This is a genomic window from Arthrobacter sp. S41 (assembly GCF_004320535.1).
Taxonomy (GTDB): Bacteria; Actinomycetota; Actinomycetes; order Actinomycetales; family Micrococcaceae; genus Glutamicibacter.
On the sequence record NZ_SIHY01000001.1, the window covers coordinates 1,311,270 to 1,324,833 of the forward strand.

At 55.3% G+C, this 13,564-nt stretch carries 23 protein-coding genes; 1 reads left to right on the forward strand and 22 read right to left on the reverse strand.

Going from position 1 to position 13,564, the window contains the following annotated elements:
* Positions 1-7: 7 nt before the first annotated feature.
* The 17 genes from rpsM to EYR88_RS06050 form a co-directional block, all read right to left on the reverse strand.
* Entirely contained in the window at positions 8-382 is a 375-nt protein-coding gene (gene rpsM, locus EYR88_RS05970; protein WP_022874115.1) for a 30S ribosomal protein S13, read from the reverse strand.
* 148 nt (positions 383-530) lie between these two features.
* Positions 531-644, reverse strand: a complete 114-nt coding sequence (rpmJ, locus tag EYR88_RS05975) for a 50S ribosomal protein L36 (protein ID WP_013349661.1) — start codon at positions 642-644, stop codon at positions 531-533.
* A 99-nt stretch (positions 645-743) separates the two neighbouring features.
* The gene (gene infA / locus EYR88_RS05980) at positions 744-965 is read right to left on the reverse strand and encodes a translation initiation factor IF-1 (RefSeq protein WP_013349662.1); all 222 of its coding nucleotides are present in this window, start codon (positions 963-965) and stop codon (positions 744-746) included.
* A gap of 239 nt (positions 966-1,204) precedes the next feature.
* Positions 1,205-2,038, reverse strand: a complete 834-nt coding sequence (gene map / locus EYR88_RS05985) for a type I methionyl aminopeptidase (protein ID WP_131088771.1) — start codon at positions 2,036-2,038, stop codon at positions 1,205-1,207.
* A gap of 120 nt (positions 2,039-2,158) precedes the next feature.
* Positions 2,159-2,731 (reverse strand): adenylate kinase, encoded by a 573-nt coding sequence (locus EYR88_RS05990; RefSeq protein ID WP_131088772.1) that lies wholly within the window; start codon positions 2,729-2,731, stop codon positions 2,159-2,161.
* Complete coding sequence (gene secY, locus EYR88_RS05995) at positions 2,728-4,032, reverse strand: preprotein translocase subunit SecY (RefSeq protein ID WP_131088773.1); 1,305 nt, start codon at positions 4,030-4,032, stop codon at positions 2,728-2,730. The genes EYR88_RS05990 and secY overlap by 4 nt, the downstream gene beginning before the upstream one ends.
* A 254-nt stretch (positions 4,033-4,286) precedes the next feature.
* Positions 4,287-4,739 (reverse strand): 50S ribosomal protein L15, encoded by a 453-nt coding sequence (gene rplO / locus EYR88_RS06000; RefSeq protein ID WP_131088774.1) that lies wholly within the window; start codon positions 4,737-4,739, stop codon positions 4,287-4,289.
* A 2-nt stretch (positions 4,740-4,741) separates the two neighbouring features.
* Positions 4,742-4,948 carry a 50S ribosomal protein L30 gene (gene rpmD / locus EYR88_RS06005; RefSeq protein ID WP_131088775.1) on the reverse strand — a complete coding sequence of 69 codons (207 nt, stop codon included), beginning with the start codon at positions 4,946-4,948 and terminating at the stop codon, positions 4,742-4,744.
* A gap of 3 nt (positions 4,949-4,951) precedes the next feature.
* On the reverse strand, positions 4,952-5,629 hold the full coding sequence (rpsE, locus tag EYR88_RS06010) for a 30S ribosomal protein S5 (RefSeq protein WP_207306507.1): 678 nt from the start codon (positions 5,627-5,629) through the stop codon (positions 4,952-4,954).
* 29 nt (positions 5,630-5,658) lie between these two features.
* Positions 5,659-6,030, reverse strand: a complete 372-nt coding sequence (rplR, locus tag EYR88_RS06015) for a 50S ribosomal protein L18 (RefSeq protein ID WP_131088777.1) — start codon at positions 6,028-6,030, stop codon at positions 5,659-5,661.
* A gap of 2 nt (positions 6,031-6,032) precedes the next feature.
* Positions 6,033-6,569 carry a 50S ribosomal protein L6 gene (gene rplF / locus EYR88_RS06020; protein WP_131088778.1) on the reverse strand — a complete coding sequence of 179 codons (537 nt, stop codon included), beginning with the start codon at positions 6,567-6,569 and terminating at the stop codon, positions 6,033-6,035.
* 20 nt (positions 6,570-6,589) lie between these two features.
* Positions 6,590-6,988 carry a 30S ribosomal protein S8 gene (gene rpsH / locus EYR88_RS06025; RefSeq protein WP_013349671.1) on the reverse strand — a complete coding sequence of 133 codons (399 nt, stop codon included), beginning with the start codon at positions 6,986-6,988 and terminating at the stop codon, positions 6,590-6,592.
* A 57-nt stretch (positions 6,989-7,045) separates the two neighbouring features.
* Positions 7,046-7,615, reverse strand: a complete 570-nt coding sequence (gene rplE / locus EYR88_RS06030) for a 50S ribosomal protein L5 (RefSeq protein WP_131088779.1) — start codon at positions 7,613-7,615, stop codon at positions 7,046-7,048.
* Positions 7,615-7,959, reverse strand: coding sequence for a 50S ribosomal protein L24 (gene rplX / locus EYR88_RS06035; RefSeq protein ID WP_131088780.1), 345 nt, complete (start codon positions 7,957-7,959; stop codon positions 7,615-7,617). The genes rplE and rplX overlap by 1 nt, the downstream gene beginning before the upstream one ends.
* 2 nt (positions 7,960-7,961) lie before the next feature.
* Positions 7,962-8,330, reverse strand: coding sequence for a 50S ribosomal protein L14 (gene rplN, locus EYR88_RS06040; protein ID WP_058254887.1), 369 nt, complete (start codon positions 8,328-8,330; stop codon positions 7,962-7,964).
* A gap of 479 nt (positions 8,331-8,809) precedes the next feature.
* Positions 8,810-9,769 carry an endonuclease/exonuclease/phosphatase family protein gene (locus tag EYR88_RS06045; RefSeq protein ID WP_131088781.1) on the reverse strand — a complete coding sequence of 320 codons (960 nt, stop codon included), beginning with the start codon at positions 9,767-9,769 and terminating at the stop codon, positions 8,810-8,812.
* A 35-nt stretch (positions 9,770-9,804) separates the two neighbouring features.
* Positions 9,805-10,326, reverse strand: coding sequence for a VOC family protein (locus EYR88_RS06050; RefSeq protein ID WP_131088782.1), 522 nt, complete (start codon positions 10,324-10,326; stop codon positions 9,805-9,807).
* A gap of 68 nt (positions 10,327-10,394) precedes the next feature.
* On the opposite strand from EYR88_RS06050, the gene EYR88_RS06055 reads away from it, so the two are divergent.
* On the forward strand, positions 10,395-11,114 hold the full coding sequence (locus EYR88_RS06055; protein ID WP_207306467.1) for a helix-turn-helix domain-containing protein: 720 nt from the start codon (positions 10,395-10,397) through the stop codon (positions 11,112-11,114).
* Between the two features lie 313 nt (positions 11,115-11,427).
* Here the strand turns inward: EYR88_RS06055 and rpsQ are convergent, their stop codons facing one another.
* From rpsQ to rplV, 5 genes are read right to left on the reverse strand one after another with little or no spacing between them, the layout of a single operon-like run.
* A complete protein-coding gene (gene rpsQ, locus EYR88_RS06060) occupies positions 11,428-11,715 on the reverse strand; it encodes a 30S ribosomal protein S17 (protein WP_013349679.1) in 288 nt (95 codons plus the stop codon).
* On the reverse strand, positions 11,715-11,978 hold the full coding sequence (gene rpmC / locus EYR88_RS06065; protein WP_131088783.1) for a 50S ribosomal protein L29: 264 nt from the start codon (positions 11,976-11,978) through the stop codon (positions 11,715-11,717). The genes rpsQ and rpmC overlap by 1 nt, the downstream gene beginning before the upstream one ends.
* A gap of 2 nt (positions 11,979-11,980) precedes the next feature.
* The gene (gene rplP, locus EYR88_RS06070) at positions 11,981-12,397 is read right to left on the reverse strand and encodes a 50S ribosomal protein L16 (RefSeq protein WP_131088784.1); all 417 of its coding nucleotides are present in this window, start codon (positions 12,395-12,397) and stop codon (positions 11,981-11,983) included.
* Positions 12,398-13,183 (reverse strand): 30S ribosomal protein S3, encoded by a 786-nt coding sequence (rpsC, locus tag EYR88_RS06075; RefSeq protein WP_131088785.1) that lies wholly within the window; start codon positions 13,181-13,183, stop codon positions 12,398-12,400. It abuts the gene before it with no gap.
* Entirely contained in the window at positions 13,184-13,546 is a 363-nt protein-coding gene (rplV, locus tag EYR88_RS06080; RefSeq protein WP_022874133.1) for a 50S ribosomal protein L22, read from the reverse strand.
* Positions 13,547-13,564 lie beyond the last annotated feature (18 nt).

The following is a 13,564-nucleotide window of genomic DNA, read 5'->3' on the forward strand; positions in this document are numbered from 1 at the left end:
CTAAGATTTAGCGAGTCTTCTTCTTACCTGCGACGGTACGCTTCGGGCCCTTACGGGTACGTGCGTTGGTCTTGGTGCGCTGGCCGCGGACCGGCAGGCCCTTACGGTGACGAATACCTTCGTAGGATCCGATCTCAACCTTACGGCGAATGTCAGCCTGAACCTCACGGCGCAGGTCACCTTCAACCTTGTAAGTGCCTTCGACGAAGTCGCGCAGCTGCACGAGCTGGTCATCGGTGAGATCCTTAACGCGAGTGTCCGGGTTGATCCCGGTCGCCGCGATGGTCTCTTCTGCACGGGTCTTGCCCACGCCGTAGATGTAAGTCAGCGCGATAATTACGCGCTTCTCGCGTGGAATGTCCACGCCTGCTAAACGAGCCAAGTGGCTACCTTTCAACGAACGGAGGTCTGGAGCAGTACCATCCACGATTACTCGTGGCCCCGGCCTCCGAACCCGGGGGTACACCAGGACATAAGTCCTAGCTGATACTGCCTAATTGACTACGCGTGGGAATCCCGTAAAAACGGAATTAGCCCTGACGCTGCTTGTGGCGTGGGTTCTCGCAGATCACCATGACCACGCCGTTACGACGGATCACCTTGCACTTGTCGCAGATCGGCTTCACGCTAGGGTTAACCTTCAAGGCTTTGTCCTTTTGCGGTTGCAGTTAAATGTGGAGCAGTAAAAAGCTTGTCCAAGAACAATCATTCAGTTTTCACTGAGAAAGTTTTTGGTCTGCGGTTTACTTGTAGCGGTAAACGATACGACCTCGGTTGAGATCGTATGGGCTCATTTCAACCTGCACTCGGTCCTCTGGGAGGATTCGAATGTAGTGCTGACGCATCTTACCCGAGATAGTGGCGAGCACTACGTGTCCATTCGGCAGCTCCACGCGGAACATCGCGTTCGGCAGTGCCTCTGAGACGGTGCCCTCTACCTGGATGACGCCTTCCTTCTTGCCCATTTTCCCCGCTAACTTTTTTTGTTGGTGATTTTTCGCCAACAAGTAATTGGTTCTGGCTCCTGATCGGTGATTCCCAAACAAAGAATTTTGGGCACACTTAAATCACGAACCAACAGTCAACGATACGCTATTGTGCCGATGAGTGCCAATCGTTCTCTGACTTAAAAAATGTTAGATCCAGCACGTGACCGCTGGGTCACGTGCTGGATCTATTAATGCTGATGGTTCTTAGTGCTTCATTAGCCCTTGATAGGCGATGGGGTCACACCGAAGGGAGCCAGTCCAGCTTCTCCCCCATCATGAGCCGAGAGCACCCAGATGCCACCCATGTGGAAGGCTACGGTGTGCTCCCACTGCGAAGCGTTGGACTTGTCGTTGGTGACCACGGTCCAGTCATCTTCTAGGATCGAGGTTTCGATCTTGCCACGAACCAGCATTGGTTCAATGGCCAGTGCCATACCTGGCTTGATGCGTGAACCACGGTGGCCGGAGTTGTAGTTCAGCACATCCGGGGCCATGTGCATGGCTGAGCCGATGCCGTGACCGCAGTAGTCTTCCAGGATGCCTAGCTCGGCCCCTGGCTGGCTGGTCACAAAGTCATCAATGGCTTCACCGATCTGTCCGATGAAGCGTGCGTTGGCAGCGGCCGCGATGCCGGCCCACATGGCCTGCTCGGTGATGTCGCTCAGGCGCCGATCGGCTGGGTCAATGTTCTTGCCGACGAGCACGGTGCGAGCCGAGTCCGAATGCCAGCCATCAACAATGGCGCCGCCATCAATCTTGAGCACGTCACCATCTTTGAGTTCATAGTTTGATGGGAAGCCGTGGACCACTTCGTGGTTGACCGAGGCGCAGATGTTCGCTGGGAAGCCGTGGTAGCCCAAGAAGTTGCTGGTGGCGTTGTTGCGTTCCAGCACCTTGCCGAAGAGTTGGTTGATCGCTTCGGTGGTGACACCGGGGCGAGCCATCGCAACGGCTTCGTCCAACGCTTCTGCCAGAACCAGTCCGGCCTGACGCATCTTCAGGATTTCAGAGTTGGATTTGTACTCGATACGAGGCTGTCCGAAAGCCAATATCATTCCCCTAGCTGGATATGTTGCTGCTTTGTGGATCTTGCTAAAAACTGCGCAGGGACCGCGCTGCAACGTTCAATTGTTGCTGCACGATCCCTGCGCCGTGTATTTCGAGCTGCCTTAGGCGTTGACGTTCAACGCTGCCAGTACACGCTCGGTAACTTCTTCGATCGCACCGAGGCCATCGACCTTGCGCACGATGCCACGCTCTTCATAGCGATCTACAACAACGCGGGTCTCTTCGTTGTACAGGCTCAGGCGGTGGCGGATGACTTCTTCGGTGTCATCTGCGCGGCCTTCGATTTCTGCACGCTTGAGCAGACGAGCTACCAGTTCATCATCATCGGCAGTTAGCTGCAGTACAGCGTCCAGTGCGATGCCCTTGGCTGCCAACATGGCGTCCAGTGCGTCGACCTGTGCGCTGGTGCGTGGGTAACCGTCGAGCAGGAAGCCCTTGGCTACGTCCTCTTGGTTCAGGCGATCGTCAACCATATTGTTGGTTACCGAATCAGGTACAAAGTCACCGTTGTCAATGTACTTACTGGCTTCGATCCCTAGCGGGGTGCCGCCCTTGACGTTGGCACGGAAGATGTCGCCGGTGGAGATGGCAACAATATCCAAACGCTCGGAAATCTTTACGGCCTGGGTACCTTTACCGGCACCTGGAGGTCCAATAATTAGCAGTCGACTCATCGCAGTAGCCCTTCATAGTTTCGTTGCTGCATTTGAGCATTGATTTGTTTGACGGTTTCCAATCCCACACCAACCATAATGAGGATCGATGTTCCGCCAAATGGGAAGCTCTGATCTGCGTTGAACAGCACGAAGGCGATCAGTGGGATCAACGCGACGAACGCGAGGTACAGCGCGCCCGGCAAGGTAATTCGAGAAATCACGTACTGCAGGTATTCGGCGGTAGGCTTACCGGCGCGAATGCCTGGAATGAATCCGCCGTACTGCTTCATGTTGTCGGAGACCTCAACCGGGTTGAAGGTAATCGCAACGTAGAAATAGGCAAAGCCGATGATCATCAGCGTGTAGACCAGCATGTACCAAGGTGACGAGGTTGAGGAGTGCTCTTGCAGCCACATTGCCCAGCCTGGCAAGGTTCCGTCATCGTTCTGGTTGAACTGCACCAGCATCTGTGGCAGAGCCAAGATGGAGCTGGCGAAGATCACTGGGATCACGTTGGCCATGTTCAGCTTCAGCGGGATGTAGGTGGAGGTGCCACCCACGGTGCGTCGGCCTACGGTGCGTTTAGCGTACTGAACCGGGATGCGACGCTGGGACTGCTCCACGAAGACCACAAGGGCCACGATGAGCAAACCAACAAGCAGCACACCAATAAATGCCATCACGCCCTGTGCCTGAAGGATCGAACCCATCGAGGATGGGAAGCCCGAAGCAATAGAGATGAAGATCAGGATGGACATGCCGTTGCCGATACCGCGTTCGGTGATCAGCTCACCCATCCACATGATCAGGCTGGTGCCTGCAGTGAGGGTCATGATCATCAGAAGAATCACGATCAGTGAGTCATCTGGAACCAGCGGTAGCGAGCAGCTTGGGAACAGGCTACCGGTACGGGCAAGGGTCACCAGAGTGGTTCCCTGCAACAAGGCGAGGGCGATGGTGAGGTAACGCGTGTACTGCGTTAGCTTGGCTTGCCCGGCTTGGCCTTCCTTATGCAAGGTTTCGAAGTGCGGGATCACCACACGCAGCAACTGGGTAATGATGGACGCCGTAATGTACGGCATGATTCCCATTGCAAAAATGGAGACCTGCAACAGGGCGCCGCCACTGAACAGGTTCACGAACGAATAAAGTCCACCGGTGGTTTCACCCATTGCCAGACACTGCTGAACGTTGCTGTAATCGATTCCCGGAGAGGGAATGAATACACCGACACGATAGATCGCGATGATCCCAAGCGTGAACAGCAACTTGTTGCGCAGATCAGGCGTCCGAAAAACTCGGGCTATGGCGCTGAACAAGCGTCCTCCTGAAGTAAGTGCTTGAGCCTAGGAAGAGATACTTCCTATGACCTAACGATTCTAGCCGTGAACAGTACTATCCTGCCAAATACGCCACACGAATGAGTCGCAACTGTGAATCGATAGAAATGTTAAAGACCAGATCAGGCAAGCATTAATAGTTATCTTTGAAACTTTCTCGCCGATAGCAGAATGGTCCCGGTTCACGTTGATTACTCAACGTGAACCGGGACCACTCAAAGGCTAACCCTGATTTAGAGGGTTTCTGCCGAGCCGCCAGCAGCAGCGATCTTCTCGGAAGCAGAAGTCGAGAAGGCGTCAACCTTCACGTCAACCTTAACCGTGATATCGCCAGTGCCCAGGACCTTTACAGGCTGGTTCTTGCGAACAGCGCCCTTGGCAACAAGTGCCTCTACGGTAACTTCGCCGCCTTCTGGGAACAATTCCGAGATCTTGTCCAGGTTTACAACCTGGAACTCGACGCGGAATGGGTTCTTGAAGCCACGCAGCTTAGGCAGACGCATGTGCAGTGGAAGCTGTCCACCTGCGAATCCTGCCTTCACCTGGTAACGAGCCTTGGTACCCTTGGTACCGCGACCAGCGGTCTTACCCTTTGAACCTTCACCGCGACCAACGCGGGTCTTGGCAGTCTTTGCACCCTCAGCTGGGCGCAGGTGGTGAATCTTTAGTGCTTTTTCTTCAGCCATCTCTACTTCGCCTCCTCAACCTTCAACAGGTGTGGGACCTTGTTGACCATACCAACAGTCACAGGGTCAGCGGAGCGGACAACGGTGTGTCCGATGCGCTTCAGGCCCAACGAGCGAACAACGTCGCGCTGGGACTGGCTACCACCGATGATGGACTTGATCTGGGTGATTTCCAGGTTGGCGTCGCTTACAACAATGTTCTTAGCCATTGATTAAGCACCTGCCTTCTGGGACTGGATGTGACGCAGCATTGCTGCTGGTGCAACTTCGTCCAGCGGAAGACCGCGGCGAGCTGCAACAGCTGCAGGCTCTTCAAGAGCCTTCAGTGCAGCAATGGTTCCCTGAACGATGTTGATCTGGTTGCTTGAACCCATCGACTTCGACAGAACGTCATGGATGCCTGCGCATTCCAACACGGCGCGCACTGGACCACCGGCGATAACACCGGTACCAGGAGCAGCTGGACGAAGCAAGACAACGCCAGCGGCGGCCTCACCCTTGACCAGGTGTGGAATGGTGGTGCCAACACGTGGAACGCGGAAGAATGACTTCTTAGCCACTTCAACGCCCTTAGCGATAGCTGCAGGAACTTCCTTGGCCTTACCGTAGCCAACGCCGACCATACCGTTACCGTCACCAACAACGACAAGTGCGGTGAAGCTAAAGCGACGACCACCCTTGACGACCTTGGATACGCGGTTGATAGCTACAACGCGCTCAAGGAACTTGTCCTTGTCTTCGTTGCGGCTGTCCTTCTGGTCACGGCCACGGCCGCGGCCTTCGCCACGTCCACGACCTTCACCACGACCGCGGCCTTCGCCACGACGGGATCCAGCGTTCTCGGTAGCGGGAGCCGATGCAGTCTCGACTGCTTCAGTAGCTTCAGACACCTGAGTTTCCTTCTTGTTAGTTGCTTCGCTCACAGTGCCAGCCCACCTTCACGTGCGCCGTCAGCAACAGCAGCCACGCGACCGTGGTACTTGTTGCCACCGCGGTCGAAGACAACTGCTTCGATGCCAGCAGCCTTGGCGCGCTCTGCAACGAGCTCACCAACGCGCTTGGACTTTGCGGACTTGTCAGCATCGCTGTTGCGAAGATCTGCTTCCATGGTCGAAGCGCTGGCCAGGGTCAGACCCTGCGAGTCGTCCACGATCTGAACGAACATGTGACGAGCCGAGCGGTTGATAACCAAGCGTGGACGAGCAGTGGTACCAACGATGTGCTTGCGCACACGCTGGTGACGACGACCGCGCTGAGCGGACTTGCTCTTGCCCTTGATTCCGATAGCCATAATTACTTACCAGCCTTTCCGACCTTGCGGCGGATGATCTCGCCAGCGTAACGAATACCCTTGCCCTTGTAAGGCTCGGTCTTACGCAGCTTGCGGATGTTGGCGGCAACTTCACCGACGTGCTGCTTATCAATACCAGCGACGGTGATTTTGTTGTTGCCCTCTACCGAGTAGGTGACACCCTCAACGGCTGCAACCTTTACTGGGTGCGAGTAACCCAGAGCAAGCTCCAGGTCAGCGCCCTTGGCCAGTACGCGGTAACCGGTTCCGTGGATTTCGAGCTTCTTCTCGTAACCCTCGGTGACACCGATGATCATGTTGTTGATCAGGGTGCGAGTCAGACCGTGCAACGAACGAGCCTCGCGGCCGTCGTTGGGGCGGTTGACGGTAACAGTGTTCTCGTCCTTGGCAACGGTGATAGGAGCCTTGACGGTGATCGAAAGTTCACCCTTCGGGCCCTTGACGGCGACCTGCTGGCCATCGACATTTAGCTCAACGTTTGCAGGAACGGTGATCGGAAGACGTCCAATACGTGACATTGTATGTTTCTCCCTTTCCGTTACCAGACGTAGGCGAGGACTTCCCCACCCACGCCCTTCTTTGCAGCCTGACGGTCAGTAAGCAGACCGGAGGAGGTGGACAGGATTGCGATACCAAGACCACCGAGCACGTGAGGCAAGTTGGTGGACTTTGCGTATACGCGAAGACCTGGCTTGGAGATACGACGTACGCCAGCGATTGAACGCTCACGCGATGGGCCGTACTTCAAGGTGATGGTCAGAGTCTTGCCGACTTCTGCAGCAACTTCCTCGAACGAGGCAATGTAGCCCTGTTCCTTGAGGATGTTAGCAATGCGTACTTTTAGCTTGCTCGACGGCATCGACACAGTGTCGTGGTATGCCGAGTTAGCGTTACGCAGACGAGTCAGCATATCTGCGACTGGATCTGTCATAGACATGTGGGCTTCAGCCCTTCCTCGTTACGGTTTCCTTAGCGGACCTGTAACGTAGTGAGATTAGTTGTTGGTCTTGAATGGGAAGCCCAGAGCCTTTAGCAAGGCACGGCCTTCGTCATCAGTCTTGGCGGTGGTCACCACAGTGATGTCCATACCGCGCACGCGATCGATCTTGTCCTGATCGATTTCATGGAACATCGACTGTTCGGTCAGACCGAAAGTGTAGTTACCATTGCCATCGAACTGACGGTCGCTCAAACCGCGGAAGTCGCGGATACGAGGCAGTGCCAGGGTGATCAAGCGATCAATGAATTCCCACATGCGATCGTTACGCAGGGTGGTGTGCGTACCAATTGGCATGCCTTCGCGCAGCTTGAACTGTGCGATGGACTTGCGAGCCTTGGTTACCACTGGCTTCTGACCGGTAATTGCGGTCAGGTCCTTGACGGCACCTTCAATGAGCTTCGAGTCCTTGGCAGCTTCGCCGACACCCATGTTCACTACAACCTTGGTCAGGCCTGGGACCTGCATGGTGTTGACGTAGTTGAACTGCTCCTGCAAAGCAGGGCGGATCTCTGCGTTGTACTTAGCCTTCAGACGTGGCTGGATCTTGGTGGCTGCTTCAGTCATTACAGATCCTTTCCGGAAGCCTTGGCGAAACGGACGCGTACAGTCTTGGACACGCCGTTCTTTTCTACGGTTTCCTCGCGGAAACCGACGCGGGTTGGCTTCTTGGTTTCTGGGTCAACCACTGCAACGTTAGAAACGTGCACTGGAGCCTCAACAACCGTGATGCCGCCGGTGGTCGAACCTGATTCGGTCTGACCTGCCTTGGTGTGCTTGGTGACGCGGTTAACGCCTTCAACAAGTACGCGGTTGGTATCGGTGATGACCTTCAGGACTTTGCCCTGCAAGCCACGATCCTTGCCTGAGATGATCTGAACCAGGTCACCCTTTTTGATCTTTGCGCCCATGGTTACAGCACCTCCGGAGCCAGCGAAACGATCTTCATGAACTTCTTGTCACGAAGTTCACGACCCACTGGGCCGAAAATACGGGTACCGCGTGGTTCACCTTCGTTCTTCAAGATCACAGCTGCGTTCTCGTCGAACTTGATGTAGGAACCGTCTGCACGACGGATTTCCTTCTTAGTGCGAACGACGACTGCCTTGACGACGTCGCCCTTCTTTACGTTGCCGCCAGGAATTGCATCCTTGACGGTAGCGACAATAGTGTCGCCAATGCTTGCGTAGCGACGCTTCGAGCCACCAAGAACACGGATGGTAAGGATTTCCTTAGCACCGGTGTTGTCGGCAACCTTGAGTCGCGACTCCTGCTGAATCACTTCTTACTCCTGTCGTCTCGCTGGTTCTCTTATAAATCGAGCCTTGCGGAACGGATATGGTCTCCACGGCACGTATCGCTTACCCCCACCGTCGCGAGCGCACCGAATGCTGATCTCAATTGGCGGCAGGGCCGAGGCGTAAAATACCGAGGCTGTACTTGTGCATCTAAACTGATTTAGACCGCACTGCATCGTGCCGAAGGTGGATAGTCCCCGAACACAATGCGCACAGGGTTACAAGTCTAGCGCAGAGTGGCACAAAACCGAAATGGTGTGGTATGCGGAAAATAGGCGTCGTTCGTCACATCAGACACCACGTACTCCCCCGGCATATCAACGTTCATGACCGCGGCCAAATTTTCTGATGTGGTCGACTAACACCAACACTGCAGGTAATTCTTCTGACTGCCCATGGCTTCCTGAATGATTTTCAGAAAATATTTGCTATAGACGATGCCGCTCAAATGAAGCACAGGGCGCTACCTGCCTATGAGGCCAAACGTAGCCTTGATCGCCAGATGATCCGAGCCATGAATCTGCAGTGTCTCTTGTTCCAATGGAATGAATCCTCTCGACAGAACATGGTCTATGCCCAGCAGTGGTGGCACGTTTCTATTAGCCGGCCAGGTTGACAGCGGAAACAACGTTGACTCGTCGTCCATAATCGAAGCCAGTTTCCGAAACTGCGGATGGCTCCTCGCCGAGTTGAAGTCCCCTGCTAGGATCAACGGCTTGTTGCCTTCCTCGCCTATCCAATGTTGTAACGCGGACAAGCCTTGGGCCCACCGCTTCGCGCTGCCCAAAGGCGGATATACGTGAACGCCCACTACGGTGAGAGTCCTACCCGGTAATTCGACTTCCACAACGGGCATCCCATACCAGCCGGTGACCCCCGGGCCCAGACTACCGCCGAGGTCCTTTAGCGGATACCGCGAAAAGATCACGGTATCCCGTTCGCCTCCTGTGGGTACCGGTGCGCTGCGGTATTTCAACGAGCCTAAAGCGCCTTCCGCGCGCAGCCGGTCGTGCAGCGCTTCACTCGTTTCAACAAGCACCACGACATCAGGATCTACCTGCTGGATACTCGTTGCGAGTTGCTTTGCGTCCGCACCGGCTTTGAGCGCATTGAAAGAGAACACGGTGACATCGGCACTAGCGCCCTCCAGCGTTGCCTGATCGCTAGGCCAAACTACATTGGGAGCCATCCCCATCACCAATAGCACCACAGTGAGCGAAGCAACTAGCCAACGCCGCCTCATGAGCGTGAACAAGACGATGACCGCCACTGCAAGTAACGTCCATGGTTGGAATGCTTGAAGTCGGGGTAACCAACCGCCGGCAAGCCACGGAACGTACGGCAGGGCTCCAGTGCTGAAACAGGTCATCAGCAATATCGCCCACTTCCACGGCCAACGTGGATGTGGGCGATATTTTGACATGTGCTCAGCTTAGTTGACCACCAACGCGAAAGCGTTTACGACGAAGCGCTACCCGACTGCTGAGCAGCCCATTCCGCCACGCGTTGCGCGCTTTCCTCTTCGCTCAGATCTTCAACCCGGCTCATGATCGACCACCGCACACCGAATGGATCGATGATGGAAGCGAATCTGTCGCCGGAAACAAAATTAGTCACCGGTTCCCTCACCGTAGCTCCCGCTTCAATCGCTCTAGCCAGCACGGCATCCACTTCTTCGCAGTACAGACCCAAGGAGTAGGAGGCGTTCGGAGCCTCCGGCGGTGGCACCAGACCGTATGCCGGATTGGGCTCACCAATCTGTAGGTGTCCCTGGCCAAAATCTATTTCAGCATGCACGACAACACCGCCCATGCTTGTGGCATCGATGATCCGCGCTCCGAAAACATCTTTGTAGAACTCCAGTGCCTTCCGCGCATTGGCAACGGCGAGAAATGGAGTCAGTGAAGTTACTCCGTGCGGAACGCCAGCGGTGGTGTGCGTTCCGGTGACACCATGCACCAATTCGTTGTGATTTTTCATGTCTCAAGACTACGTACGTGTGCAATGCTGGGGCTTGTAAATTTGCGACGGATTTGAGGAGCGCTTGCATGGCTGATATTCATGATGGTCGAGGTGTTCTATATCCTGCACGGCTCCCAGAATTCGAACGCATCCTACCTCCCGAACATATGCAGCAGTACGTTAGCTGGTTCTGGATTTCTCGCTGGCAGCTTGCTGCCGGCAGAAGTTCTCGTCAACAGCTCTTACCTTTCCCGCTGATGAATGTTGTCGTGCAGCCTGAGGGAGTGACTGTCTCAGGTCCAAGCAACGGCGCATCCCATAAGGACCTGCGGGGTTCAGGCTGGGCGGTAGCCGCCTTGCTCCGCCCTGCAGCTGCTCCTTATGTTGCTTCTCTGACCAATTGCTCACCACAACAGCTACTAGATCAAGAGCTACCGATAAACGCTCATGATCTTCATCAGGCCTTGTTGAAAGAGCGACAACTACGTGGCGACGACCAGTTGAATGAACGTTGTGCTCATCATTTGTCTGTGTGGCTCGAACGATGCTTGCCACCGATCAATGAATCAGGAACGCTAGCCAACAAATTCTTGGATTACGTTTCGGCGGACCGTACCGCGCTACGTGTTGATCAAGTCGCTACAGATCTAAACCTGACTGTACGTAGCCTGCAACGCCTGTCCCTAAAATACTTAGGGCTTTCTCCGTTGTCCGTCATTCGGCGCTACCGGTTGCAAGAAGCCGCCTTGCATTTACGCGAGCATCCGCAAGCCTCGCTTGCCACATTAGCCGTAGACCTCGGCTAAACCGACCAGGCTCACATGTCGACAGACTTCCGGAAAGTACTCGGCTATTCCCCTAGCGATTATCGAAGCAGTTAGCGATTTCCGAGTGACCAACTATCGAACGACACAACGCCAAGAATCCTGATGAAGACTTAACCCATTCGAATCGGTACTAACGCTCTGAATTGGGAGTTCATTATGGAACCCTGGTGCCGATTGCGAACGTAGCTTAAAAAGGTCCACCGTCCCCTAGACGCAGAAATGCCCCGAACTCTTCTTTCGAAGTGTTCGGGGCATTCTTCAATCACGAGATCCGTGAAATCGAGTCGAAAGCTTACTTAGCCTTCTCTACGATCTCAACGAGACGCCAACGCTTGTCAGCAGACAGCGGGCGGGTCTCAGCGATTACAACCAAGTCGCCGATGCCGGCTTCGTTGTTCTCGTCATGAGCCTTTACGTTCTTGTTGCGACGCATAACCTTGCCGTAAAGGGCGTGCTTTACACGGTCCTCAACGTCAACGACGATGGTCTTCTGCATCTTGTCGGAAACCACGTAACCACGGAGGGTCTTGCGGTCGTTACGCTCGGTAGCGTTATCCACACCGTTCTCCTTCTCGCTCATTACTTGGATTCCTTCTTGGTTTCTTCAACCGGAACGACGACATCCTGACGAATGCCCAGCTCGCGCTCGCGCAGCACAGTGTAAATGCGGGCGATATCGCGCTTGATAGCCTTCAGGTTCGCGTTGCTCTCTAGCTGGCCGGTAGCCGACTGGAAACGCAGGTTGAACAGTTCTGCCTTGGCCTTCTTCAATTCCTCGTTCAAACGAGCAGAATCGAAGCCGTCCAGGGACTCAATGCTAAGGTCTTTAGAACCGAGAGACATCCCTATTCACCACCTTCACGACGCACGATGCGTGCCTTCATTGGTAGCTTGTGGATTGCAAGACGCAATGCCTCTTTAGCTACCTCTTCACTGACGCCACCGAGTTCAAACATGACTCGTCCTGGCTTGACGTTGGCGACCCACCACTCAGGTGAACCCTTACCGGAACCCATACGGGTTTCAGCAGGCTTCTTGGTCAAGGGACGGTCAGGGTAGATGTTAATCCACACCTTGCCGCCACGCTTGATGTAACGGGTCATGGCGATACGAGCGGCTTCGATCTGACGGTTAGTCACGTAAGCCGGGGTCAACGCCTGGATGCCGTACTCACCGAACGATACGGTGGTACCGCCCTTGGCAGCACCCGAACGCTTTGGGTGGTGCTGCTTACGGAACTTGACTCGACGTGGGATAAGCATTTAAGCCTCTCCTCCTTCCGCAGCCGGAGCTGCAGCGCCCTTACGATCGTTACGACGACGGCGTTCGCCGCCACGTGGACGATCGTTTCCGCTACCGCGACCACCGCGAGCTGGAGCAGCAGCAGCCTGCTGTGCAGCCAGTTCCTTGGCGGTTACGTCACCCTTGTAGATCCAAACCTTCACGCCGATACGGCCGAAGGTGGTCTTGGCTTCGAACTTGCCGAAGTCGATGTTCGCACGCAGGGTGTGCAGCGGCACACGACCTTCGCGGTAGAACTCCTTGCGGGACATTTCTGCGCCGCCAAGTCGACCGGAGCACTGAACGCGGATACCCTTGGCACCAGCGCGCATTGCCGACTGCATTGCCTTCTTCATCGCACGGCGGAAAGCCACACGTGAAGCAAGCTGCTCGGCGATGCCCTGGGCGACCAACTGGGCCTCCATGTCAGGGTTCTTGACCTCGAGGATGTTCAGCTGAACCTGCTTGTTGGAAAGCTTTTCGAGCTCTCCGCGAATGCGGTCTGCTTCGGCGCCACGACGACCGATGACGATACCTGGACGAGCGGTGTGGATATCCACACGCACACGGTCACGGGTACGTTCGATTTCGACGCGGGCGATGCCTGCACGATCCATTCCCTTGGACAGCAGTGCACGGATCTGTACGTCTTCTTTTACGTAATCCGCGTAACGCTGGCCTGGCTTGCTGGAATCAGCGAACCAGTGCGAGATGTGGTCAGTGGTGATGCCGAGACGGAAACCGTTCGGATTTACCTTCTGTCCCATTTAGTTCTCCCCACCCTTCTGGGTTGAAACAACCACAGTCACGTGGCTGGTGCGCTTCTTGATCTGGAATGCGCGACCCTGAGCACGCGGCTGGAACCGCTTCATGGTCGGACCTTCGTCAACAAACGCTTCGCTGATAATCAGCTCGTCCTCATTGAATGCTTCACCTGCGCGGTCCGCGGCGGCACGGGCGTTAGCCACTGCCGATGCGACAACCTTGTATACCGGCTCCGAAGCTGCCTGTGGGGCAAACTTCAAGATGGCCAGTGCTTCGTTGGTCTGTAGACCACGAACAAGGTTGACGACGCGCCGGGCCTTCATAGGCGTTACGCGGATGTGACGCGCAATTGCCTTGGCTTCCATTGCTATCCTTCTCTCGTC

Bases quoted from the DNA above. Each gene is read 5' to 3' on its own strand.
- infA (WP_013349662.1), bottom strand. From the start codon at position 965: ATGGGCAAGAAGGAAGGCGTCATCCAGGTAGAGGGCACCGTCTCAGAG.
- EYR88_RS05990 (WP_131088772.1), bottom strand. From the start codon at position 2,731: ATGAGTCGACTGCTAATTATTGGACCTCCAGGTGCCGGTAAAGGTACC.
- rplO (WP_131088774.1), bottom strand. From the start codon at position 4,739: ATGGCTGAAGAAAAAGCACTAAAGATTCACCACCTGCGCCCAGCTGAG.
- rpmD (WP_131088775.1), bottom strand. From the start codon at position 4,948: ATGGCTAAGAACATTGTTGTAAGCGACGCCAACCTGGAAATCACCCAG.
- rplR (WP_131088777.1), bottom strand. From the start codon at position 6,030: ATGGCTATCGGAATCAAGGGCAAGAGCAAGTCCGCTCAGCGCGGTCGT.
- rplF (WP_131088778.1), bottom strand. From the start codon at position 6,569: ATGTCACGTATTGGACGTCTTCCGATCACCGTTCCTGCAAACGTTGAG.
- rpsH (WP_013349671.1), bottom strand. From the start codon at position 6,988: ATGTCTATGACAGATCCAGTCGCAGATATGCTGACTCGTCTGCGTAAC.
- rplE (WP_131088779.1), bottom strand. From the start codon at position 7,615: ATGACTGAAGCAGCCACCAAGATCCAGCCACGTCTGAAGGCTAAGTAC.
- rplX (WP_131088780.1), bottom strand. From the start codon at position 7,959: ATGGGCGCAAAGATCAAAAAGGGTGACCTGGTTCAGATCATCTCAGGC.
- EYR88_RS06045 (WP_131088781.1), bottom strand. From the start codon at position 9,769: ATGTCAAAATATCGCCCACATCCACGTTGGCCGTGGAAGTGGGCGATA.
- EYR88_RS06050 (WP_131088782.1), bottom strand. From the start codon at position 10,326: ATGAAAAATCACAACGAATTGGTGCATGGTGTCACCGGAACGCACACC.
- EYR88_RS06055 (WP_207306467.1), top strand. From the start codon at position 10,395: ATGGCTGATATTCATGATGGTCGAGGTGTTCTATATCCTGCACGGCTC.
- rpsQ (WP_013349679.1), bottom strand. From the start codon at position 11,715: ATGAGCGAGAAGGAGAACGGTGTGGATAACGCTACCGAGCGTAACGAC.
- rpmC (WP_131088783.1), bottom strand. From the start codon at position 11,978: ATGTCTCTCGGTTCTAAAGACCTTAGCATTGAGTCCCTGGACGGCTTC.
- rplP (WP_131088784.1), bottom strand. From the start codon at position 12,397: ATGCTTATCCCACGTCGAGTCAAGTTCCGTAAGCAGCACCACCCAAAG.
- rpsC (WP_131088785.1), bottom strand. From the start codon at position 13,183: ATGGGACAGAAGGTAAATCCGAACGGTTTCCGTCTCGGCATCACCACT.
- rplV (WP_022874133.1), bottom strand. From the start codon at position 13,546: ATGGAAGCCAAGGCAATTGCGCGTCACATCCGCGTAACGCCTATGAAG.